Origin of the sequence: Lachnoclostridium sp. An76 (assembly GCF_002161355.1) — a bacterium.
Classification (GTDB): domain Bacteria; phylum Bacillota; class Clostridia; order Lachnospirales; family Lachnospiraceae; genus Mediterraneibacter; species Mediterraneibacter caccavium.
In genome coordinates this window covers 666,781-688,197 of sequence record NZ_NFHL01000001.1, presented here as the reverse complement: position 1 = coordinate 688,197, position 21,417 = coordinate 666,781, and the positions used below count along the sequence as shown (strand labels likewise).

Genomic DNA, 21,417 nt, shown 5'->3' with positions numbered 1-21,417 from the left:
ATGAGTAAGAAGATATTGGTGGTAGACGATGAAAAACTGATCGTAAAAGGGATCCGGTTCAGCCTGGAGCAGGAAGGCATGGAAGTGGACTGTGCCTATGACGGCGAGGAAGCGCTGGAGTGCGCAAGGAACTGCGAGTATGACCTGGTGCTTTTAGATGTCATGCTGCCGAAACTGGACGGGTTCCAGGTATGCCAGCAGATCAGGGAGTTTTCCGATATGCCGGTCGTGATGCTGACAGCGAAAAGTGAAGATATGGACAAGATCCTGGGGCTGGAGTACGGCGCGGACGACTATATCACCAAGCCGTTCAATATCCTCGAGGTGAAGGCGAGGATCAAGGCGATCATGCGGCGCACTTCGAAGAAGAAGGAGCCTGCGGGAAGCCCGGTGCTCATCAAGGGCAACATGAAGATCGACTGCGAGAGCCGCCGCGTGTTCATCGGGGAGAGGGAGATCAACCTCACGGCAAAAGAATTTGACGTGCTGGAGCTGCTTGCCATGAACCCGAACAAAGTGTACAGCAGGGAAAACCTTTTGAACCTTGTGTGGGGATATGATTATCCGGGAGATGCAAGGACAGTCGATGTGCATATCCGGCGCCTGCGGGAGAAGATCGAGATGAACCCGAGCGAACCGAAATATGTACATACAAAGTGGGGAGTGGGTTATTATTTCCAGGGTTAAACGTCAGTTTACATTCAGAGACAAGATCTTTAAAAATATGCGGTTCCGTTTTATCCTGTCCGCCATGCTGGCAGGGCTCCTGCCATGCCTGGCGGCTCTTTTCGGGATCGTGAAATTCTATGAGTCGCGCGCGGTGGAGCTTCGCACCGCGGAAATCCAGAACCAGTGCACCATACTGTGCAACCAGCTGAATAATTACGGGTATCTGTCAGATACGTCCTCTGAGGTCATCAATAGCAGCCTCACCCAGCTGACTAATATTTATAACGGTCGGGTCATGGTCATCGATAAAGACCTCAGGGTGGTCAAGGATACATACAGCCTGGATGAGGGCAAGACGGATGTGTCGGAAAATGTCGTCCGCTGTATGAAAGGCGAGAGGACAAATTTTTATGACAGGACCAACCATTATATCGAGGTGACTTCCCCCATTGTGGAGAGCGGAGGAGAGAAAGTGCTCGGTGTGATGCTTGCCAGTGTGTCCACAGATAATATCGAGACGACAAAGCAGGTGCTGTATACCCACGGCGGAGTGATCGTGGGGATCGCCATGATCCTCCTTGCCATGCTCAGCGTGTTCCTGGCAGACCGGATGGTGCGGCCTATCCACAAGATCACAGGGGCCATCGAAAACGTGACAGAAGGGTACAGCGACGATGTGCTCCATGTGGATACATTTACAGAGACAAGGCAGCTGAGCGAAGCGTTTAATAAAATGCTCGGCAGGCTGAAGATCCTGGACGAGTCCAGGGAAGAGTTCGTATCCAATGTGTCCCATGAGCTGAAGACGCCCATGACTTCCATGAAGGTCCTGGCGGATTCTCTCCTGGAGCAGGACAATGTGCCAGTGGAGATGTACCAGGAGTTCATGCAGGATATCGCGAAGGAGATCGACCGGGAGAACCAGATCATCACAGACCTGCTCTCTCTTGTGAAGATGGACCGGTCAGGCCAGACGATGAACATCCGGACCATGAATATCAATGATCTGCTGGAACAGATCCTGAAACGGTTAAAGCCGATCGCGGAGAAGAAAAATGTAGAGATGGTCATGGAAACCTTCCGGCCTGTGAACGCGGAGATCGATGAGACAAAATTTACCCTTGCCGTATCAAACCTTGTGGAAAATGCCATTAAATATAACCATGAGAACGGATGGGTCCATGTCTCCCTGAATGCGGACCACAAGTATTTTTATGTGAAGGTGGAGGACTCGGGGATCGGGATCCCGGAGCAGGACCAGGCGAATATATTTGAGAGGTTCTACCGGGTGGACAAGTCCCATTCCCGGGAGATCGGCGGGACAGGGCTTGGGCTTGCCATCGCAAGGAATGCGGTCCTCGTGCACCGCGGCTCCATCAAAGTATACAGCAATGAGGGAGAGGGGACTACATTCACAGTCCGGATCCCTCTGATCTACGTGGCAGCATAGGGGGTGTGAGGATGAAGAGGAAAATAAAGCTTTTGGCCGTCTGTCTCTGTATGTCTGCGCTGGCTGTGTCCTGTGGGAAACGCACGGATGTGGGAAAAGAAGATCCGTATATCTACTGTCTGAATGAAGACAGGACGGGGCTTGCAAAGGTTTCTTTTGATTTCCCGGAAGGGGAGGCGGAAGAGGTCGCAGAGGCAGTCCTGGAGGAACTGAAAAAGCCCTCGGAAGAGATCGAGTATACTGCCCCCATCCCCGCAGAGGTGGAAGTCCGGGAGTGCGAATTGAGAGGGAGTATCCTGGATGTGGATTTCAACAGCGCTTATCTTGAAATGGGGGCGCTGGAGGAAAAGCTGGTGAGGGCGGCGGTCGTCCAGTCCCTGGTCCTGATCGACGGGGTCAATGCAGTCTCATTCACTGTGGACGGAGAAATGCTGGAGGACAGCTCAGGGTTCCCTGTGGGGCTGATGAATGAGGACGATTTTGTGGAAAATACCGGCTCATCGCCCACTGCGTATCAGACGGATACCCTGACTCTGTATTTCGCGGATAAAGAAGGGAAGAGGCTCGTCCCGCAGAAAGTCGATGTGAGGTACAGCAGCAATGTATCCCGGGAGAAACTGATCGTGGAGAAGCTCATGCAGGGACCCTCCGGGAGCGGTGTTTATCCGACGGTCAACCCGGATGCCAACCTTTTGAGCGTAACGATCAAGGACGGGATCTGTTACGTGAATTTTGACAGTACGTTTCTTACAGGGGCTTATGACGTGCTGCCGGAAGTGACAGTGTATTCGATCGTGAATTCTCTGGTCGGGGGAACAGAGGCACAGAAAGTGCAGATCACGATCAACGGGGAAACGGATGCAAAGTATATGGAGACAGTGGATCTGTCCCAGCCTCTTGAGGCAAAAGAAGAACTGGTCGCAGCCGAAGAAGAATAAAGATCAATGAAAAAGCGGCCGCTTTGTATGGTATGCGCCCTTTTTGTGGCGGTACAGGCGATAAGAGTGTGTTTTTTCGGCGCGGGGGCAGAGGCTTCCGCGCTGGAGGACGCGCTCAACCAGAGTATGCCTTCAGCCGGGATCACGCTGGAAGGCACTGTATCTAAGATTGAAGAAAAATCAAAAGTGACAGCAGTCTGTCTAAAGGACAATGCTGTATCTGTTTCAGATCAGAATATTCAGGAACCAACCGTCATGGCCTATGTCAGGCCGGAACAGACAGAAAAAAGCGAAGAACATATCCGTATCGGGAACAGGATCCGGATAACCGGGGAGGCCGCTGTGTTTGACAGCGCGCGCAATCCGGGAAATTTCGACCAGCGCGCTTACTACGCAAGGCAGGGGATCCATGTCCTTGTGTGGGCGGACAAACTGGAAGTGATCTCCCGGGAGACAGACCGGACAGCCCAGTTCCTATCTGAGGTACGCTGCGCGTGGAAGGATATTCTGGTGAAACATCTGGGAGATTACTACGGTGGGACGATGAGCGCTGTCCTTCTGGGGGACAAGGCAGGTCTGGATGCAGAGATGAAGAAGATGTATCAGAAGAACGGGATCGGGCACCTGCTTGCCATATCAGGACTCCATATGTCCTTTATCGGTATGGGGATCTACGGACTGCTCAGGAAGACCGGGCTTGGCTTCATTCCTGCCGGCATCGCAGGAGGGGCGGTCCTTATCCTTTATACGATGATGATCGGGGCGGGAGTCTCCAGTCTGCGGGCGCTTATCATGTTTCTTATCCGTGTCGGGGCGGATATGACAGGGAGAGACTATGATCTGGCGACAAGTCTGTCGGCGGCAGCGGCGGTACTCTGCGCCCGGCAGCCGCTGTATGTGACGGACGCGGGATTTCTCCTCTCCTTTGGGGCAATCCTGGGACTGGTCCTGCTCAGTCCGGTGTTTGGGGAAATGTTCAGATCAGAGAAGCTGGAAGCAGCCGCAGGGCGGAAGAAAGGCGGGAGGACCGGATGGGCAAAAGGAAAGGGCGGGCGGCATATGATCAGGCGGTATCTCTGTGGAAAGATATTTGCAGCGGGACGATGGCTTTTAACCGGTCTTGTGTCCAGCCTGGCGGTGAATGTCCTGCTTCTCGGCCCGGTGCTGTATTTCTATTTTGAGATCCCGCCTTACTCTGTGCTGCTGAATCTCTTCGTGATCCCGGTCATGCCCGTGGCAATGGCATCCGGCATCATCGGGTCTGTGCTGACGCTTATGTCTGACAGCCTGGGCGGAGCAGTGCTCCAGGCGAGCAAAGCAGTGCTCTGGATGTACGACTGCCTCTGCGGTGCTGCGGGAGCGCTCCCGGGAAGCCGGTTTGTGACAGGAAAACCGGATATTGCCTGGCTGGCCGGATATTATGCGGTACTGGGGATCCTCTGCGGGATTTTTTATTATCTCCGCCAGAAATCAGAAGATGGCAGGAAAGGCGGCGTCTTTCGTATTCCCGGCATCCTGCTCGTAGTGTGCGCTGTGGGGATGGCGGCAGCCTGCCGTCTGGGCTGTAAAAGTGAAGAAGGGATCCGGGCAGCAGTGCTGGATGTGGGACAGGGGGATTGCATCTATATAAGAGGAGACCAGGAGGATTATCTCGTGGACGGCGGCAGCAGTGATGTGTCCTCAGCGGGGATATACCGGATCGAGCCGTATCTTCTGGCGAATGCTGTGGATACTCTGGATTATGTATTTGCCACACACGGGGACGAGGACCATATCAATGGGATCAGGGAGCTTCTCGAAAACCAGGACCTGGGAGTCCGCATCAGGAATCTCGTACTGCCTTCAGAGGGATATCTTGATGAGAAACTGCTGGAACTGGCAGAGACAGCAAGGAAAAATGGAACAAGGACAGCAGTCATGAGGGCAGGAGATAAGATCACGGAAAAAACCGGAAAGACCGAATTGAAATGTCTGGGTCCCGTGGAGGGCACAAAACTAGAACCCGGAAACGAAGCGTCGCTGGTCCTGGAACTGACGTACGGAGAGTTTTGCATGCTCCTCACCGGGGATGTGGAAGGAAAGGGTGAGGAATCCCTTTATAAAGAAGGAAAACTCCCGCAATGCGACGTGCTCAAAGCAGCGCATCACGGATCATGCGATTCCACTACAGCGGAATTTCTCAAAGCAGCCCAGCCGAAAGTCGCTGTGATCTCCGCGGGCGTGGACAACCGGTACGGGCATCCGCATGAAGAGACTTTGGAGCGGCTGAGGGAAGCGGGATGCAGTGTGTATTCTACCCAGGAGAATGGTACTCTCACTGTCCGGACAGATGGACAGAAAGTGAAGCTGTCCGGATATGTGCGGAAAAAATCTTAAGTATGATGCAGCCGGAAAGAGCAGCAGTCCAGACGAACCATTCGGAAACCCGCACAGCTTGATGGCTGGACTGTTGCCGGAAAGATGATCAAATTGAGATTTGGGTCTTCCTTTTTATGCATAGCTCTGCTATAATCCTGTCTTTGACAGTTATTGGAAGAAAAAATCGCTGTATCCCTTGTGTTTACCGGGGTGCAGCGATTTTTTCCGTTGTTTCGAACTATAGTAATTTATTCCTTCCCTTTGCTTTTTTTCTGGATTGTTCTCATTTTACTTTTAGTTATGAATTGGTAGTCTGTCCGGAAACCGCAGGCTTCATGAAGGTCATCAGTAATCTTTTCCCGCCGATACAGCGGGATGAATCCCTGCTCCTGTATCCCGGCGAAATTCATTCCTTTTAGGGTATCCAGCAATTCTTCACAGGTATATTTTGAATCCAGTTTTTTCTCAAGATAACGGTAGACGGTTAATGCGAGGAAACAGATCAGGAAATGTGCCTTGATCCGGTTCTCTTCCCGTAAATAGATCGGTCTTGCAGAAAAATCTGTTTTCATGATCCGGAAGCATTCCTCGATCTGCCACCTCCCCTCACTTACTTTTAAAATATCACCGACCTCATCATCCAAAAGATCCGTGCATACTGCATAGAGCCCATCATACTGCGCCTCTTCCGCAATCTTATCCTCATCCAGATACTGTTTGATATCCGCAGCCTCCCCATCTTTTGTAACAGCCTTCTTTCCGATAAAACGCGCCGGGTCATTCGGATTCTTACGGTTCCTTTTCGCTTTTCCCGAATCCAGCATTTTTTGTGCCCGTTCCACCTGTGTATCACGGATGGATTTCTGATACAGGGCATACTTTGGAGAATAAGTGATGATCAAGCGTTGGTGCAGTTTCTTAGTGGTATATGGTTCATCCTTGTAATAAAGCCCTTTGTCATCTTCCGGAAGTTTCGTGATATCGACAGGCTCGTCATCGGAGACCCGTTTAAACCCCTGCGGGCTCAGCGCCCATTCTTTTTCTTCTTTCTTCAGCTTTTTGATCGACTGGGTTACGATATAAGCCCTTTCCCCCATATGGTTGTATTCCCGGATGGATTCCGAACCCAGCCCGGCATCGCTGCAATAAATGAATTTCTGGCATCCGAAATCACTAAGCACTTTCTTCTCCAGTGGCTTCAGCGATGTCTGCTCGTTTGCATTTCCCGGGAAGAGAGAAAACGCAAGGGGGATCCCATCCCCGTCCATGAAAAGTCCCATTTGGATGATCGGGTTCGGTCTGTGTTCCTTCCCCTTCCCATATTTCTTGCTGCCGTCTTCCTGTTCAATCTCAAAATAATAATTCGTGCAGTCGTAATAAAGGATCTTATCATTCCTTTGACCCATGAAATGGCTGTTTTTATAGACCTCCGCCTGGATCAGGTCACATTCAGCCCCGAGGACATCCAGCGCACGGTATACATCGTGAAGTTTGTAGGATGGTTTTTCTAAAAACTCTAATGCGGTCTTGTAAGAAGCACGTTTGCTGCAAGGCTCCAGGATCCTTGCGTAGATCAAATCGGAAAGGATTGCGTTGATGTCATATTTAAACTTATATTTTTGTTTTAACTTCCGGCAGATCTTATTCATCTGCATCTGATAATAGATCGATTGGAGAAAAAGGTAGCCGCCCCGGTAAAAGACCTGCTTGCCATAGTCTAACTGCCTGTCTGCGTGAAAGGGGATCAACACTGTTTTGGCTTCTTTTTCCTTTTTATATTTTTCGGTTTCTATTTTCACTTCATTCTTTGCCCAAGTAAGAACATCATCTCTTGTCGGGCCGTGCTCGACTAAAAGCTGTTCTAAAGTTCCCAGCTTGCGGACAATCATAGAAGAAGTACTGCCATTTGCTTTTACGAAAGATTTGCAGATATAAAATGACTCTGCGTTTTTTGATTTTGATATGTGAAGATTCATAGCTGATCCCTCCTTATCCCTTATTATATCATACAATAACATAAAATAACATATATAAAAACTAAAAAATTGACACAAAAAAAGCAGGTTTTATGCGGCCTGCAAGGTATTTTTCTATTATTAAACTGTCAAACTCCCGGGAAACCCGCACAGCTTGATGGCTGGACTGTTGCCGGAAAGATGATCAAATTGAGATTTGGGTCTTCCTTTTTATGCATAGCTCTGCTATAATATAGAAGCTGTGTTTAAATAAAGAATATACACGGCAGCAAATGAGGAGACGTATCGAAGTGGTCATAACGGGGCGCACTCGAAATGCGTTTGCCCTCCGGGGCACGAGGGTTCGAATCCCTCCGTCTCCGTTTCTATCCCATGTTTTTGCTTGTTTTAGTGCGGGCGGGAGCATGGGATATTTTTGATTTGGGAAGGTGAGAAAAGTGGGACCATTGGACAATGAGTTTTTTGAAGAATATAAAAGATTAGATCGGCTTTGTTCTGATATGTATTCCAGCAAAAACGGAGTCAGCAGATATATCGAGGATATGGAAAGTCGATCCTGCAGAGGGGCAGACTCGATTCTTTCCTGGAATACGGATTATAAGCTGTTAAAACATCTGCGCTGGATAAGAAACAGGATCGCACATGATACAGATGACTATCAAATAAGTAGCGAATCTGATTTAAAGAATATGCGGAATTTTTATGAACGTATTTTTTCAGGGCAGGATCCGATTGCATTGTTGGAAAAAAGTAATGCTGATGGAGGCTGTCGGGAAGAGGAGGTACAAGCGCTAAAAGATCAAAAAAATATGCAATATAGTCATAACCCGAATAAGCAAAAATCTTTTGCCAATGGTTGTTTAGTTAGAGTTGCTGTTATTGCTCTTGTATTTATTGCGGTCGGAGTAGTAGCTGCGATTGCTTTTTTGCTAACATTCTGATAAAGGCTGTTAAGTCCTTGCAAGCCTTATTCCGAAGTTACGTCAACCACCCATATCCCTGCCTGCCGCGAAAACGTCCTGCATCAAACTACGGTTTTCAGACGTTTACCCAATCTCCGGCTCCCCAGCAAATACAGATTTAACTCTTTTGGCGTTGATTTTTCTCCCTCTTCTGCCTAAAATATAGTTATCATGTTTTAAGAAAAGAGGTCATCATTATGGATATAAAGAAAGCAACACTTGTTTTGGAGGGAGGAGCTACAAGAGGTGTCTTTACCTCCGGAGCACTGGATTATCTTATGGAGAAGGATGTGTACCTGTCCCATGTGATCGGTGTGTCTGCCGGCGCGTGCAATGCGGTGGACTATGTGTCCAGGCAGCCAGGAAGGACAAGGGACTGTATGATACCGCAGGACAAGAGCGGGAATTATTATTACGGACTGAGGGATTTTGTAAAAGAGCGCAGCGTGATGAATATGGATCTGATCTTTGACAAATATCCGAATGAAATTATTCCTTTTGACTTTGATACATATTTTCATTCGGAGATAAAGTGCGAGCTGGTGACGACCAACTGCCTGACAGGGAAAGCGGAGTATATGGATGACAGGCAGGATAAGAGCCGGCTTATGAAGATCTGCCGGGCTTCCTGCAGTATGCCTCTCCTCACGCCGATCGTGAATGTGGATGAGACGCCTTATCTGGACGGCGGGCTGGCAGATTCCGTGCCTTTGAAGAGAGCGCAGGAGACGGGGAATGATAAGATCGTGGTCATCCTGACAAAAAACGAGGGATACAGGAAGAAAGTCGTATCCCCTGCAATGCAGAGGGTATATAAGAAGGCATACAAATCCTATCCGAATCTGGTACGGACCATATTCAGGAGAAGCTTTGAATATAATAAGATGATGAACCATATCGACCAGCTGGAAAAGAGGGGCGAGATCTTTGTCCTGAGACCGCAGGTCAAGCCGGTGTCAAGGCTGGAAAAAAACAAGGAAACACTCTACGCTTTTTATGAGCACGGGTACCATTATATGGAGAGAAGATTTGACGATCTGATGGAATATCTGGAGAAATGATCTCAGAGAGCGGAAGAGATGAAGCGGCGGGCTGGAATTGGGATGAGAAGCGGGCAGGAGAGCGCAGAAGAAAGGAGAGGAGACAGCGGTATGGCAAAGCCTGAGATACTTGATTATACGCAGAACAGGGAACTGTCGTGGCTCAGATTTAACCAGAGAGTGCTGGAAGAGGCAAGGGACGAGAGTGTCCCTCTTATGGAACGGATGAAGTTTGTTGCCATATTTACGAGTAATCTGGACGAGTTTTTTATGATCCGGGTGGGCAGCCTGTATGATATGGCTGCTGTGGATAATAAAAAGCTGGACATACGGTCCGGCATGACCCCGGAGCAGCAGCTGGATGCGATCTACCGGGCAGTGGCCCCGCTGTATAAGGAGCGGGATAAGACTTATGCGGAGATCAAGAAACAGCTCCAGCCATACGGTGTGTGCGGACTGGATATCAGGGATCTGGAGCAGCAGGAAAAAAAGTATGTGAAAAAATATTTTAAAGAACAGATCCTTCCGGTACTTTCTCCCCAGATCGTGGACGCGAACCATCCGTTCCCGCATCTTTTGAACAAGGAAATCTATGTGGTGGCGAATCTGAAAATGAACGGGCATGACATGACCGGGATCGTGCCTGTCCCGCAGTATATATCGGATATCCTGTATCTCCCGGGGCATGACATCCGTTATATCCGAATGGAAAAGGTGATCATGGAGTACCTGGAGCTTGTGTTTGACAAGTACGAGGTGTCGGATAAAAATTATATCTGTGTGACAAGGAATGCGGATGTATCTCCTGATGATGAGGCGTTTGAGGACCATGAAGATTTCCGGTTCATCATGAAAGAGACCCTTCACAAAAGGCGCAGGATGGCGGTGGTCCGCCTGGAGACCGCAGCCCCTCTGGGGAAAGAGATGGAAAAATATTTCTGCAGCCGGTTTAAGATCACGCCGAAATGTATTTTCCGGACAAAGATGCCCATGAAGCTCGGGTTTATCTTTTCCATCGCGGATAAGCTCCCGGAGCCTATGAAGAGAGCGCTGACGTATGAGCCGTTTACGCCGCAGCCATCGGCGTCTCTTACGGACGGGAGTGTGATGGAGCAGGTAAAGAAAAAAGATGTCCTGCTCGCCTATCCGTATGAAAGCATGGATCCATTCCTTCAGCTGATCAGAGAAGCTGCGTCAGACCCGGATGTGATGACCATTAAGATCACGATCTACCGGCTGGCAAAGAAGGCCCGTCTGGTGGAATATCTCTGTGCCGCGGCAGAAAACGGCAAGGAAGTGACAGTGCTCATCGAGCTGAGGGCGCGCTTTGACGAGCAGAACAATATCGAGTGGTCAGAGCGGATGGAGGAGGCAGGATGCCGCGTGATCTACGGGATCGAGGGATATAAGGTCCACTCTAAGATCTGCCTGGTCACATACAGGAATAAAAATGAGATCCGCTATATCACCCAGATCGGGACGGGGAATTACAATGAAAAAACGGCGAAGATGTACACGGATTACTCCCTTATGACATCGGACCAGGAGATCGGGGAAGATGCGGCGGTGTTTTTCAAAAATATGTCTATCGGAAATCTGGATGGGGTGTACCGCCATCTGATCGTGTCTCCCACAAGCCTCAAGCAGAAAGTGCTCGCCCTGATGGACGGGGAGATCGCAAAAGGAGAGCGCGGACGCATTGTCATGAAAATGAACTCTGTGACAGATATGGATTTTATCCGCAAGACAGCGGAAGCCTGCCAGGCCGGGGTGCGTGTAGACCTTCTCGTGCGCGGCATATGCTGTATCCTGCCGGGGATACCGGGAAGGACAGAGAACCTGCGGGTGACGAGTATCGTGGGGCGGTATCTGGAGCACCCGAGAGTGTTCATATTCGGCGCCGGGGCGGACGCGAAGGTCTATATCGGTTCTGCGGACATGATGACGCGCAACACGGAAAAGCGGGTGGAAGTGGCATGCCCGGTCTATGACGAAGGGATCAGGAGACGCCTCATGCATGATCTGAAGGTCATGCTGTCAGACAATGTGAAGGCAAGGCAGATGGACAGCGACGGCACATACAGAAAGAAAAGCCAGGAAGGAGCCCCGGTGAACGCCCAGGAGACATTTATGCGAGAAGCGCTCAGCGCGAACAGGGCTTCCGCGGCCGCAGAGAAAAAGGAAAAGCGTTCCCTTCTGGCAAGAGTGTTCGGCGTATTCTGGAAGAAGAAAAAATAGGGAAAAACAGTCAGGAAAAATAACCTGCCGCCGGGTCATGGCCTTATGGACAGACAGGCAGATCAAGGGTATAATTGATACAGATGTTTTTAAAAACGGAAGGATGCCTTATCCGGTCAGGAGACGGCAGGCACAAAACAGGATTTTCAGGAGGAAAGCAAAATGCAGAAACAGGAAGCGACAGGATTCGGAGTGACATCAGACGGAAAGGAAGCCCATCTCTACACTCTGGAGAACAAAAACGGGATGAAAGCATGCGTGTCAGATTACGGCGCGGTCCTGGTGGATCTTTTCGTCCCTGACAAAGAGGGGAAGATGCGCGACGTGGTACTCGGATACGGGGATGCGGCAGGATATGAAAAAGGCGATGCTGCCATTGGGGCTGTGGTAGGAAGGAGCGCCAACCGCATCGGCGGGGCAGGGTTTGACCTGAACGGCGTGCACTATGACCTGGCGAAAAACGACAATGGGAAAAACAGCCTCCACAGCGGCCCGGATTATTATCACAAACGTTTCTGGGAAGTGGAGGAATATGATGCCGGACATATCTCGCTTCTGCTCCACAGCCCGGACGGTGACCAGGGGTATCCGGGAGCCCTGGATATGCATGTGACGTACACTCTGGATGACGACAATACGCTTACCATCCACTACGAGGCAGTGCCGGACCAGGATACAGTCATTAATATGACAAACCACAGCTATTTCAACCTGAACGGACATGACAGCGGATCTGTGCTGGATCATAAGGTGACATTAAACGCAGACTATTTTACCCCGGCTGACGCGGAGTCTATCCCCACAGGGGAGATCCGCGGAGTGGAAGGCACTCCTATGGACTTCCGGGCAGGAAGAGTGCTCGGCGACGATATCGACGCGGATTATGAGCCTCTCCGTTTCGGCAGCGGATATGACCACAACTGGGTGTTGAAAAATGAGGGCAGATTTGATAAAGTAGCAGAAGCAGTATCAGATAAGAGCGGGATCGTGATGGAAGTATACACAGACCTTCCGGGTGTCCAGATCTATACGGCGAATTTCCTGGACAATGAGCCGGGGAAAGAGGGCGCATCCTATATGAGGAGAGGCGCAGTGTGCTTTGAGACGCAGTATTATCCGGACTCTGTACACCATGAAAACTTCCCGCAGCCGGTCTGCAGAAAGGGTGAGAAATACGACACCCGCACAGCATACCGTTTTCTGACACGTGAATAAAGCGGACAGACGAGAAGGCTGCAGGTCCACTCTTTTTACATAACATAGTAGGGAGTGGACCTGCGGCGTCTCTTGTCCGGGAAAAGGACAGATCAGACTACATCATATGGCAAAAGCAGTATATATCGCGGAGAAGCCCAGTGTGGCGCAGGAATTCGCAAAAGCATTAAAACTGAACACAAAACGAAGGGACGGCTACCTCGAATCAGATGAGGCGGTCATCACATGGTGCGTAGGCCACCTGGTTACTATGAGTTACCCGGAGGAATATGACCCGGCGCTGAAAAAGTGGACTCTCCAGACTCTCCCGTTCATTCCGGAAGAATTTAAGTACGAGGTGATCCCGGGAGTGGCGAAACAGTTTCAGACTGTAAGTTCGATCCTGAACAGGGAGGATGTGGATACGATCTATGTGTGCACAGACTCGGGAAGGGAAGGGGAGTATATCTACCGCCTGGTGGAGCAGGAGGCCCATGTGACCGGGAAGAAGCGGCGCAGGGTCTGGATCGATTCCCAGACAGAGGAGGAGATCCTAAGGGGCATCCGGGAGGCGAAAGACCTGTCGGAGTACGATAATCTCAGCGCCTCGGCCTATTTAAGGGCAAAAGAGGATTACCTGATGGGCATCAATTTTTCCCGGCTCCTGACGCTGAAATACGGGAACAGTATCTCGGATTATCTCCACAAAAAATACGCGGTCATCTCCGTCGGCCGGGTCATGACATGTGTGCTGGGCATGGTCGTGCGCAGGGAGAGGGAGATCCGGGAATTTGTAAAAACCCCGTTCTACCGGGTGGTCAGCACAGTGGACGCCCAGGGGCACTCCTTTGAAGGAGAGTGGCGCGCGGTCAGAGGATCCCGGTATTTTGAATCCTTTGACCTATATAAAGAAAATGGGTTTAAGGAAAAGAAAAAGGCAGAGGAACTGATCGCTTATCTTACAGAAGAACAGCCTGTGCAATGTGTCATAGAATCTGTGGAAAAGAAGAAGGAGAAAAAGAATCCCCCGCTCTTATATAATCTGGCGGAGCTCCAGAACGACTGTTCCAAGCGCTTCAAGATCAGCCCGGATGAGACGCTGCGGATCATCCAGGAACTCTATGAGAAGAAGCTGGTGACTTATCCGAGGACAGACGCCAGAGTCCTGTCCACCGCAGTGGCAAAGGAGATCAGCAGGAATCTGAACGGCCTGTCCAAATATCCGATGGCCGCGCCGTATCTGAAGGACATCCTGGGCTTCGGGTCACACAAAGGCCTGGCAAAGACCCGGTATGTCAATGACAAACAGATCACGGACCATTATGCCATCATCCCCACAGGGCAGGGGCTTGGGGCTCTCAACTCTCTGCAGTCTGTGTCCCACAAAGTATATGACCTGATCGTGAGGAGATTTCTGAGTATTTTCTATCCGCCGGCAGTGTATCAGAAGGTGGCCATCGTCTCGAAGATCCGGGGCGAGAGCTTTTTCTCAAGCTTTAAGGTGCTGGCGGAAGAGGGTTACCTGAAAGTGGCGGGTATCCCCCAGGGCAGGAAGCAGGCGCAGGGAAGCTCTCAGGATCCCCGGACGCCGGAGCCCGGGGAGGAAGGTACGCAGGAGACTGGCGCAGAAAAGGACAGCGGGGAAAGCGCAGACCAGAACCTGGATACAGCACTGTTTGAAGTGATAAAGACGCTGAAAAAAGGGACGGTCCTCCCTGTGAAGTCGTTAGAGATCAAGGAGGGGGAGACCTCCCCGCCGAAGAGATACAATTCCGGTTCCATTATCCTTGCAATGGAAAATGCAGGACAGCTCATCGAGGACGAGGAGCTGAGGGCGCAGATCAAGGGCAGCGGCATCGGTACCAGCGCCACAAGGGCGGAGATCCTGAAGAAGCTGATACATATCCAGTATCTTGCCCTGAATAAAAAGACGCAGATCATCACACCGACCCTCCAGGGGGAGATGGTGTATGATGTGGTGGATCATTCCATCCGCCCGCTCCTGAACCCGGAGCTCACTGCAAGCTGGGAGAAGGGGCTTACCTATGTGGCAGAGGGGAGTATCACGCCGGATGAATACATGAAGAAGCTGGATGATTTTATCACCAGGAGGACTGTCGGCGTAAAAGGAATGAATAACCAGTATCAGCTAAGAGCCTGCTATGACAGAGCGGCAGGTTTTTATAAAAAGGCCGGAAGCGGCAGAAAAGGAGAAAAATAAATGGAAGCATTGACAGTAAAAGAACTCTACACACTGGATCAGACGATCGCAAAGGATATTTTTGAAGGCGTGACTTACCCGTGGGAAGTCCTGCCGAAGATCAGCAGCTTCATCGTAGAGCTTGGAAACACGCTGAGCAGCGATGAGTACGAGAAGCGAGGGGAGAATGTGTGGGTCGCAAGATCTGCAAAGGTGGCTCCCACCGCATACATCAATGGCCCTGCGATCATCGGAAAGGATGCGGAGGTCCGCCACTGTGCGTTTATCCGCGGCAATGCCATCGTCGGAGAGGGCGCTGTGGTCGGTAATTCCACGGAGCTTAAGAATGTGATCCTCTTTAATAAAGTACAGGTGCCGCACTACAATTACGTGGGAGATTCCATCCTCGGATATAAATCCCACATGGGCGCGGGCTCTATTACGTCAAATGTAAAATCTGACAAAAAACTGGTCGTTGTCAAGACGCCGGAAGGAAATATCGAGACAGGCATGAAGAAGTTCGGCGCCATGCTGGGAGATGAAGTGGAAGTCGGATGCGGAAGCGTGCTCAATCCGGGAACTGTTGTGGGAAGCCACAGCAATATTTATCCGCTCTCCTCTGTCCGCGGGTTTGTCCCGGGGAACAGCATCTACAAGAAGCAGGGCGAAGTTGTAGAGAAGAGGGCGGACTGATGAGAAAGATCGGGTTTATCGGAGTTGGGATCATGGGAAGATCCATGGTCCGCAATCTCATGAAGGAGGGATATGAAGTCCATATTTACGCGCGCACAAAGGCAAAAGTAGAAGATGTGATCAGCGAGGGGGCTGTGTTCCATGATTCGATCGCGGAGTGCGTGAAGGACAGGGATGCTGTCATCACCATCGTAGGGTTCCCCCAGGATGTGGAAGAAGTGTATTTTGACAGCGGAAATATCCTTGACAGCGCATCGCCCGGGACTTATCTGATCGATATGACGACCACAAGCCCTATGCTGGCAGAGAAAATCTGTGAGGAGGGCACGAAGAGAGGCTTCCATGTGCTGGACGCGCCTGTGACCGGAGGGGATACAGGGGCAAAAGAGGGAACACTTTCCATCCTCGTGGGCGGTGAGCGCCAGGACTATGAAGCATGCCATCCTCTTTTTGAGGCGATGGGGACGAATATCAATTATGAGGGTAAGGCAGGCAGCGGGCAGCACTGTAAGCTGGCAAACCAGATCATGATCGCAGGAACTCTCTCGGGAGTGTGTGAAGCCCTCACTTATGCGAAAGAGAAGGGGCTTGACCCGGATACATTTATGAAGTCCGTTGCCACCGGGGCGGCGGGCAGCAGGCAGCTCGATCTCTACGGGCCAAAGATCATTGCAGGGGATTATGCGCCGGGATTTTTTATGAAGCATTTCATAAAGGATATGAAGCTGGCCCTCATCGAGGCGAACAAAAGCGGCATCGACCTGGGGGTTCTGAGCCAGGTGCTGGCAAACTGCGAGGAGCTTGAGGCGGAAGGATGCGGTGAGCTCGGGACACAGGCGCTCATGAAATTTTATGATGAAGAGCACCGTTACAGCGGTGAAGAAGAGTAAATAAGATATCTATTGACAAACGGAAAAGAGTCTCGTATTATTGTACTAAATCAACAGTACAGTGGTGCGGGGCTTTTTTCTCTCCGCACAGACAGGAGGCAGTATGTTAGAGATACAGGGCTTGAGCAAATCATATGGAAAAAATCTGGCGGTGGATGAAGTCAGCTTTACTGTCCCGGACGGGCAGGTGGGCATCCTCCTCGGGCCGAACGGCGCGGGAAAATCCACGATCATAAAAAGTATCGCGGGGCTGCTCAGATACAAAGGCACGATCCTTATTGACGGGATCCCTGCGAGAAGGCTTGAAGCGAAGAGGATCTTTGCCTACGTGCCGGAAATCCCGAATATGTTTGAGGCGCTCACTGTGAGGGAACATATCGAATATGTCAGGATGGCATACAGCAGCGATATTACGGACGAAGAGATCGAGGAGATCCTGAAGGAATTCGAGATGGATGACAAGCAGGATAAGCTGGGGAATGAGCTGTCAAAAGGGATGATGCAGAAGGTGAGCATCTGCTGTGCCCTCGCTGTGAAGCCGAAGGTGATCCTCCTGGATGAGCCTATGGTAGGTCTTGACCCGGCGGCGATCAGGATGCTCAAAGAGGTGGTCCTGCGCCTGAGGGATCAGGGCGTGACGGTCCTGATCAGCACACATATGCTGGAGATGGTGGAAGAACTCTGGGATGTGATGTTTGTGATGGAAAAGGGACGCATCATCGGTTCCTATACAAAATCCGACGCAGAGGGAAGAGACCTGGATGATCTCTTCTTCGCTATGACAGGTGGTGAGAAGCAATGAGAGCGCTGATGTATCTTACCAGACGCAGCCTGGTGAATAATCTGAAAAAGGCAGTACAGAAACCCTCGACCCTGATCGCGCTGATCTTTGCCATCGGATACGGGATCTTCATCGTGGTCTCCCTGGGCAGCCTGGCTGTGAGTATCCGTATGGATTCCGTGAGAGGGCTTCTGATCATTATTACAGCATGGTGTATTTATGCTACTCTCGGGAACTTTATGGCATATTCTTCCAGGAAAGGGATCCTGTTCAAACCTGCCCACGCGCACTTTGTATTTACAGCTCCCATCAGTCCCAAGGTGGTGCTCCTGAACTCGGCCTGGATGAATTACGTGCTGTCCGTGGTACTGTGGGTCGTCCTTGCCATCGGAGGACTGACTGTATTCCAGGTGGCACCGTGGAAAGTGCTTTTGCTCATCCTCGCCGGAGGAGTGATGGAACTGGCTTTGGAAATTTCGGTCATGGTATTCCTGTATACGAATGACCGCCTGCCGGAGAAACTGATGAAAGGGATCCGCACGTTCATCAAGGTGTTCCTCATCGGTTTTACTCTCCTGGTCGTACTGTACTTCAGGAAGAACGGGATGACCGTGGGATCAGCGTCCGCGTTTGTTGACTGGGATGTGCTCCAGATGATCCCGGTGATCGGATGGCAGATCGCCGCGTACCGCCTGATCCTGCTCGGGCCGACCCTGCTCAATGTAATCTGTTCCTGCCTCTATGCGGCATCAGTGATCGTGTCAGTGGCAGCTGTGAGCCGTATGCAGTGCAGCGGGGGATATTATGAGGAAGCGGCAAAATTTGCGGACGATTATGCAGAGATAAAGAAGAGGCAGAAAAACGGCGAGACAGTCTTCGGCATCAGCGGGAAGAAGAGAAAATTCCGGCAGGTGCGCGAGCGCATCAGCGCAAAAGGCGCAAAGGCGATCTTTTACAGACAGCTCCTGGAATATAAAAAAGAGAAATTCTTCATTTTTTCAAAAGTCACACTGATCGCTGTGGTCATTGCGTTTTTCCTCTGCTATACGCTGAGGGATGCCGCGATGGAGACCGGAGTGGCTGAATTTTTCCTGCTGGGAGTCATTGCCTACATGTCGATCGTGATGAGCGGGTATCTCGGGAAATGGGAAAATGAGCTGAAAAACCCCTATCTGTATCTGATACCGGACACCCCGATGAAGAAGCTGTGGTACGCGACTCTGATGGAGCATGTCAAAGCCCTTGTGGACGGGTGCATCATCTGTATCCCCGTAGGGATCTTCTGGCATGTGGAGCCTGTGTATGTGGTGTTCTGCATCCTGATCTATGCTGTGCTCCAGGCGGACCGGCTGTATACAAAGGTGATCGCCCAGTGCCTGGTGGGAGAGATCTTCGGGAAGACCGGGCAGGACGTGCTGAGGATGTGTGTCCAGTTCGCTCTCCTGGGAATGGGAGCTGGAGTAGCGGTCATTGTCGGGATCTTTATCAATACCGGGCTGATCTTCCCGATCCTTCTGGTGTACAGTGTGATGGTCACCGCTGCGATGGGATTCCTGGCATCACTCAGGTTTGAAACGATGGAACAGTTTGTCTGAAAAGGGCAGTATGGTGCAGGGACGGGATCAGCCCTGTTCCAGAGAATGGCCGGTATCGAAACAGGCCGGAAGAATACCGGAAAAATACTGGAAAGAATAGTAGGAAAATAAGTTGACACGGGCGGTAAGCCCGTGTTATCCTATGAGCAGTTGCTTTAATGCTTTAAAGCGTTGCGCTTTAAAGCGAGTTAGCAAACGGGGAAGTCTGGCTGCACAGGCAATGGGGCAGTGGATGGAGAGGAAAGAAAAACAGAAAGATGAGGAAAAAGAAATGGGGATCAAACTTGTATTACTTGTAATATTCTTTGCCATAATGGTCGGGGTGGGCATCTATTCCAGACGCCATACTGCCAGTGTGGACGGGTTTGTGCTCGGGGGAAGGTCTGTAGGACCCTGGCTCACTGCGTTCGCATACGGTACGTCCTATTTTTCGGCGGTTGTATTCGTCGGATATGCAGGGCAGTTCGGATGGAAATACGGGATCGCAAGCACATGGATCGGCATTGGGAACGCTGTGCTGGGAAGCCTGCTTGCCTGGGTCGTACTGGGGCGCAGGACCAAGGTCATGACACAGCACCTCGGATCCAGGACGATGCCGGATTTCTTCGGACAGAGATATGACAGCAAGGCGCTGAAGGTCACAGCATCTGTGATCGTGTTCGTATTCCTGATCCCGTATACAGCGTCCGTGTACAACGGGCTTTCCAGGCTGTTTGAGATGGCATTTAACATCCCGTATACATGGTGTGTGATCGTGATGGCGGCATTTACGGCGATTTATGTCATACTGGGCGGATATATGGCAACAGCGATCAATGATTTTATCCAGGGGATCATCATGCTGATCGGGGTCGTGGCAGTAGTGGCCGCAGTGCTGAGCGGTCAGGGCGGATTTATGAACGCGATCTCTGAGATGTCTCAGATTCCAAGCGATGTGGCAGTGACACAGGGACAGCCGGGCGCGTTTACCTCTTTCTTCGGCCCGGATCCCATAAACCTTCTCGGAGTTGTGATCCTCACTTCCCTGGGAACATGGGGACTGCCTCAGATGATCGGAAAGTTCTATGCCATCAAGGATGAGAAATCCATTAACACAGGTACTGTGATCTCCACGCTTTTTGCTGTTGTCGTATCAGGGGGATGCTATTTCCTCGGCGGATTCGGACGGCTTTTCGACGGTCCGGAGATCTACGACAAGGCGACAGGGGCAGTTGTATACGACAGCATTATCCCGCATATGCTCTCAGCCCTGCCGGACATCCTGATCGGGATCGTGGTCGTACTTGTCCTCTCGGCATCCATGTCCACGCTGTCATCGCTGGTGCTGACATCCAGTTCTACTCTGACACTGGATCTTCTGAAGGACAATGTGATGAAAAACATGACAGAAAAGAAGCAGATCATCACCATGCAGGCGCTGATCGTGTTCTTCATCGTGATATCCGTTGTCATCGCACTTGACCCGCCTACATTTATCGCGCAGCTCATGGGGATCTCCTGGGGAGCGCTGGCAGGAGCCTTCCTGGCGCCGTTCCTCTACGGGCTGTACTGGAAGGGCGTGACCCGGGCAGGCGTGTGGGCAGGGTTCATCGCAGGAGTGGGGCTGACTGTGTCCAATATGTTTATCGGATACATCGAATCCCCGATCAACGCGGGCGCAGCGGCAATGGTAGCAGGTCTCATCGTAGTGCCGGTGGTCAGCCTGATCACGCCGAAGCTGAAGAAAGAAAAAGTACAGGAAGTGTTCGAGTGCTATGAAGAAAAGGTGACCATCACGAAGAAACATTCCCTGCAGGAGTAAATCTGTAATTTGCGGGGGAGCCGGACGTTTTACTCTAACAGCGGCTCCCCCGCAAATACAGATTTACAGTACGAGGGATGGCGCGGCATATGTGCGCGCCGCCATTTCCTGGTCGAGCAGGTACAGGCTCTTCGGATCGGATCCGAACAGTTCCATCTTTTTGATCAGGTCGTTCGCGTTTGTCTCTTCCTCGCCCTGTTCTTTGACGAACCAGTCAAGGAACTGCATGGTGCGGAAGTCTTTTACTTCATAGGCTGTTCCGTAGATATTGTTGATGAGGCCAGTCACATAGCGCTCATGCTTCAGCCCGGCGTTCAGGACATCGATATGTTTTTCCGCTGAGAACTCCGGCTTCCCGATCGCTTCGAATGTGATCTTGGCATCATTGTTCTGCATGTACTGCACGAAAAGCATTGCGTGATCTCTTTCTTCCTGTGCCTGGATCAGATACCAGTTTGAAAATCCGTTAAGACCTTCCTCAGAAAAATAGTTTGAAAATGCAAGATACAGATAAGCAGAATAAAACTCCTTATTGACCTGTGTGTTTAAAAGTTCAGCAACTTTTTCATTTAACATATGTATGGACTCCTTTCGTGTATTTGCTTGATCCTTATACAGTATAAGCCTGCCGG

Annotated in this window: 16 protein-coding genes and 1 tRNA gene; 15 read left to right on the top strand and 2 right to left on the bottom strand. The window is 50.8% G+C overall.

Annotated elements, in window-relative coordinates; genetic code table 11:
- Genes B5G27_RS03095 through B5G27_RS03080 form a run of 4 tightly spaced genes read left to right on the top strand, consistent with a single transcriptional unit; the run spans nucleotide 1 to nucleotide 5,433 of the window.
- Nucleotides 1-687 (top strand): response regulator transcription factor, encoded by a 687-nt coding sequence (locus B5G27_RS03095; RefSeq protein WP_087177502.1) that lies wholly within the window; start codon nucleotides 1-3, stop codon nucleotides 685-687.
- Complete coding sequence (locus B5G27_RS03090) at nucleotides 644-2,119, top strand: sensor histidine kinase (RefSeq protein ID WP_087177501.1); 1,476 nt, start codon at nucleotides 644-646, stop codon at nucleotides 2,117-2,119. Before B5G27_RS03095 ends, B5G27_RS03090 begins: the two co-directional genes overlap by 44 nt.
- Nucleotides 2,120-2,130: 11 nt before the next feature.
- Entirely contained in the window at nucleotides 2,131-3,057 is a 927-nt protein-coding gene (locus B5G27_RS03085) for a GerMN domain-containing protein (RefSeq protein WP_087177500.1), read from the top strand.
- Nucleotides 3,058-3,063: 6 nt separating this feature from the next.
- Nucleotides 3,064-5,433: a DNA internalization-related competence protein ComEC/Rec2 gene (locus tag B5G27_RS03080; RefSeq protein WP_087177499.1), complete on the top strand. Its 2,370-nt coding sequence runs from the start codon at nucleotides 3,064-3,066 to the stop codon at nucleotides 5,431-5,433.
- 230 nt (nucleotides 5,434-5,663) lie between these two features.
- On the opposite strand, the gene B5G27_RS03075 is transcribed toward B5G27_RS03080, so the two are convergent.
- A complete protein-coding gene (locus tag B5G27_RS03075; RefSeq protein ID WP_087177498.1) occupies nucleotides 5,664-7,391 on the bottom strand; it encodes an IS1634 family transposase in 1,728 nt (575 codons plus the stop codon).
- A 276-nt stretch (nucleotides 7,392-7,667) separates the two neighbouring features.
- Between B5G27_RS03075 and B5G27_RS03070 the strand changes: the two genes are divergently transcribed.
- The 11 genes from B5G27_RS03070 to B5G27_RS03020 all read left to right on the top strand — a co-directional run bounded on the left by B5G27_RS03070 (nucleotide 7,668) and on the right by B5G27_RS03020 (nucleotide 20,785).
- Nucleotides 7,668-7,753 (top strand) — tRNA-Ser (locus B5G27_RS03070).
- A 75-nt stretch (nucleotides 7,754-7,828) separates the two neighbouring features.
- Nucleotides 7,829-8,332: a DUF6548 family protein gene (locus B5G27_RS03065; RefSeq protein ID WP_087177497.1), complete on the top strand. Its 504-nt coding sequence runs from the start codon at nucleotides 7,829-7,831 to the stop codon at nucleotides 8,330-8,332.
- Nucleotides 8,333-8,550: 218 nt separating this feature from the next.
- Nucleotides 8,551-9,414 (top strand): patatin-like phospholipase family protein, encoded by an 864-nt coding sequence (locus B5G27_RS03060; protein WP_087177496.1) that lies wholly within the window; start codon nucleotides 8,551-8,553, stop codon nucleotides 9,412-9,414.
- Nucleotides 9,415-9,504: 90 nt separating this feature from the next.
- Nucleotides 9,505-11,631 carry a polyphosphate kinase 1 gene (ppk1, locus tag B5G27_RS03055; RefSeq protein ID WP_087177495.1) on the top strand — a complete coding sequence of 709 codons (2,127 nt, stop codon included), beginning with the start codon at nucleotides 9,505-9,507 and terminating at the stop codon, nucleotides 11,629-11,631.
- A gap of 162 nt (nucleotides 11,632-11,793) precedes the next feature.
- The gene (locus B5G27_RS03050; RefSeq protein ID WP_087177494.1) at nucleotides 11,794-12,846 is read left to right on the top strand and encodes an aldose epimerase family protein; all 1,053 of its coding nucleotides are present in this window, start codon (nucleotides 11,794-11,796) and stop codon (nucleotides 12,844-12,846) included.
- A 106-nt stretch (nucleotides 12,847-12,952) separates the two neighbouring features.
- Complete coding sequence (locus B5G27_RS03045) at nucleotides 12,953-15,046, top strand: DNA topoisomerase (RefSeq protein ID WP_087177493.1); 2,094 nt, start codon at nucleotides 12,953-12,955, stop codon at nucleotides 15,044-15,046.
- A complete protein-coding gene (locus tag B5G27_RS03040; RefSeq protein WP_087177492.1) occupies nucleotides 15,047-15,718 on the top strand; it encodes an acyltransferase in 672 nt (223 codons plus the stop codon). It begins immediately after the preceding gene.
- Nucleotides 15,718-16,608, top strand: a complete 891-nt coding sequence (locus B5G27_RS03035) for an NAD(P)-dependent oxidoreductase (RefSeq protein WP_087177491.1) — start codon at nucleotides 15,718-15,720, stop codon at nucleotides 16,606-16,608. The genes B5G27_RS03040 and B5G27_RS03035 overlap by 1 nt, the downstream gene beginning before the upstream one ends.
- Before the next feature lie 103 nt (nucleotides 16,609-16,711).
- On the top strand, nucleotides 16,712-17,410 hold the full coding sequence (locus tag B5G27_RS03030) for an ABC transporter ATP-binding protein (RefSeq protein WP_087177490.1): 699 nt from the start codon (nucleotides 16,712-16,714) through the stop codon (nucleotides 17,408-17,410).
- Nucleotides 17,407-18,984, top strand: coding sequence for a putative ABC exporter domain-containing protein (locus B5G27_RS03025; protein WP_087177489.1), 1,578 nt, complete (start codon nucleotides 17,407-17,409; stop codon nucleotides 18,982-18,984). Before B5G27_RS03030 ends, B5G27_RS03025 begins: the two co-directional genes overlap by 4 nt.
- Before the next feature lie 271 nt (nucleotides 18,985-19,255).
- Nucleotides 19,256-20,785: a sodium:solute symporter family transporter gene (locus B5G27_RS03020; protein WP_087177736.1), complete on the top strand. Its 1,530-nt coding sequence runs from the start codon at nucleotides 19,256-19,258 to the stop codon at nucleotides 20,783-20,785.
- Between the two features lie 63 nt (nucleotides 20,786-20,848).
- Here B5G27_RS03020 and B5G27_RS03015 read toward each other — a convergent pair whose 3' ends face one another.
- A complete protein-coding gene (locus B5G27_RS03015; protein ID WP_087177488.1) occupies nucleotides 20,849-21,361 on the bottom strand; it encodes a ferritin in 513 nt (170 codons plus the stop codon).
- Nucleotides 21,362-21,417 lie beyond the last annotated feature (56 nt).

Coding starts and splice junctions, on each gene's coding strand:
- B5G27_RS03045 (WP_087177493.1), top strand. CDS start 12,953: ATGGCAAAAGCAGTATATATCGCGGAGAAGCCCAGTGTGGCGCAGGAA.
- B5G27_RS03080 (WP_087177499.1), top strand. CDS start 3,064: ATGAAAAAGCGGCCGCTTTGTATGGTATGCGCCCTTTTTGTGGCGGTA.
- B5G27_RS03040 (WP_087177492.1), top strand. CDS start 15,047: ATGGAAGCATTGACAGTAAAAGAACTCTACACACTGGATCAGACGATC.
- B5G27_RS03050 (WP_087177494.1), top strand. CDS start 11,794: ATGCAGAAACAGGAAGCGACAGGATTCGGAGTGACATCAGACGGAAAG.
- B5G27_RS03035 (WP_087177491.1), top strand. CDS start 15,718: ATGAGAAAGATCGGGTTTATCGGAGTTGGGATCATGGGAAGATCCATG.
- B5G27_RS03090 (WP_087177501.1), top strand. CDS start 644: ATGTACATACAAAGTGGGGAGTGGGTTATTATTTCCAGGGTTAAACGT.
- B5G27_RS03030 (WP_087177490.1), top strand. CDS start 16,712: ATGTTAGAGATACAGGGCTTGAGCAAATCATATGGAAAAAATCTGGCG.
- B5G27_RS03020 (WP_087177736.1), top strand. CDS start 19,256: ATGGGGATCAAACTTGTATTACTTGTAATATTCTTTGCCATAATGGTC.
- B5G27_RS03060 (WP_087177496.1), top strand. CDS start 8,551: ATGGATATAAAGAAAGCAACACTTGTTTTGGAGGGAGGAGCTACAAGA.
- B5G27_RS03095 (WP_087177502.1), top strand. CDS start 1: ATGAGTAAGAAGATATTGGTGGTAGACGATGAAAAACTGATCGTAAAA.
- B5G27_RS03075 (WP_087177498.1), bottom strand. CDS start 7,391: ATGAATCTTCACATATCAAAATCAAAAAACGCAGAGTCATTTTATATC.
- B5G27_RS03025 (WP_087177489.1), top strand. CDS start 17,407: ATGAGAGCGCTGATGTATCTTACCAGACGCAGCCTGGTGAATAATCTG.
- ppk1 (WP_087177495.1), top strand. CDS start 9,505: ATGGCAAAGCCTGAGATACTTGATTATACGCAGAACAGGGAACTGTCG.
- B5G27_RS03085 (WP_087177500.1), top strand. CDS start 2,131: ATGAAGAGGAAAATAAAGCTTTTGGCCGTCTGTCTCTGTATGTCTGCG.
- B5G27_RS03015 (WP_087177488.1), bottom strand. CDS start 21,361: ATGTTAAATGAAAAAGTTGCTGAACTTTTAAACACACAGGTCAATAAG.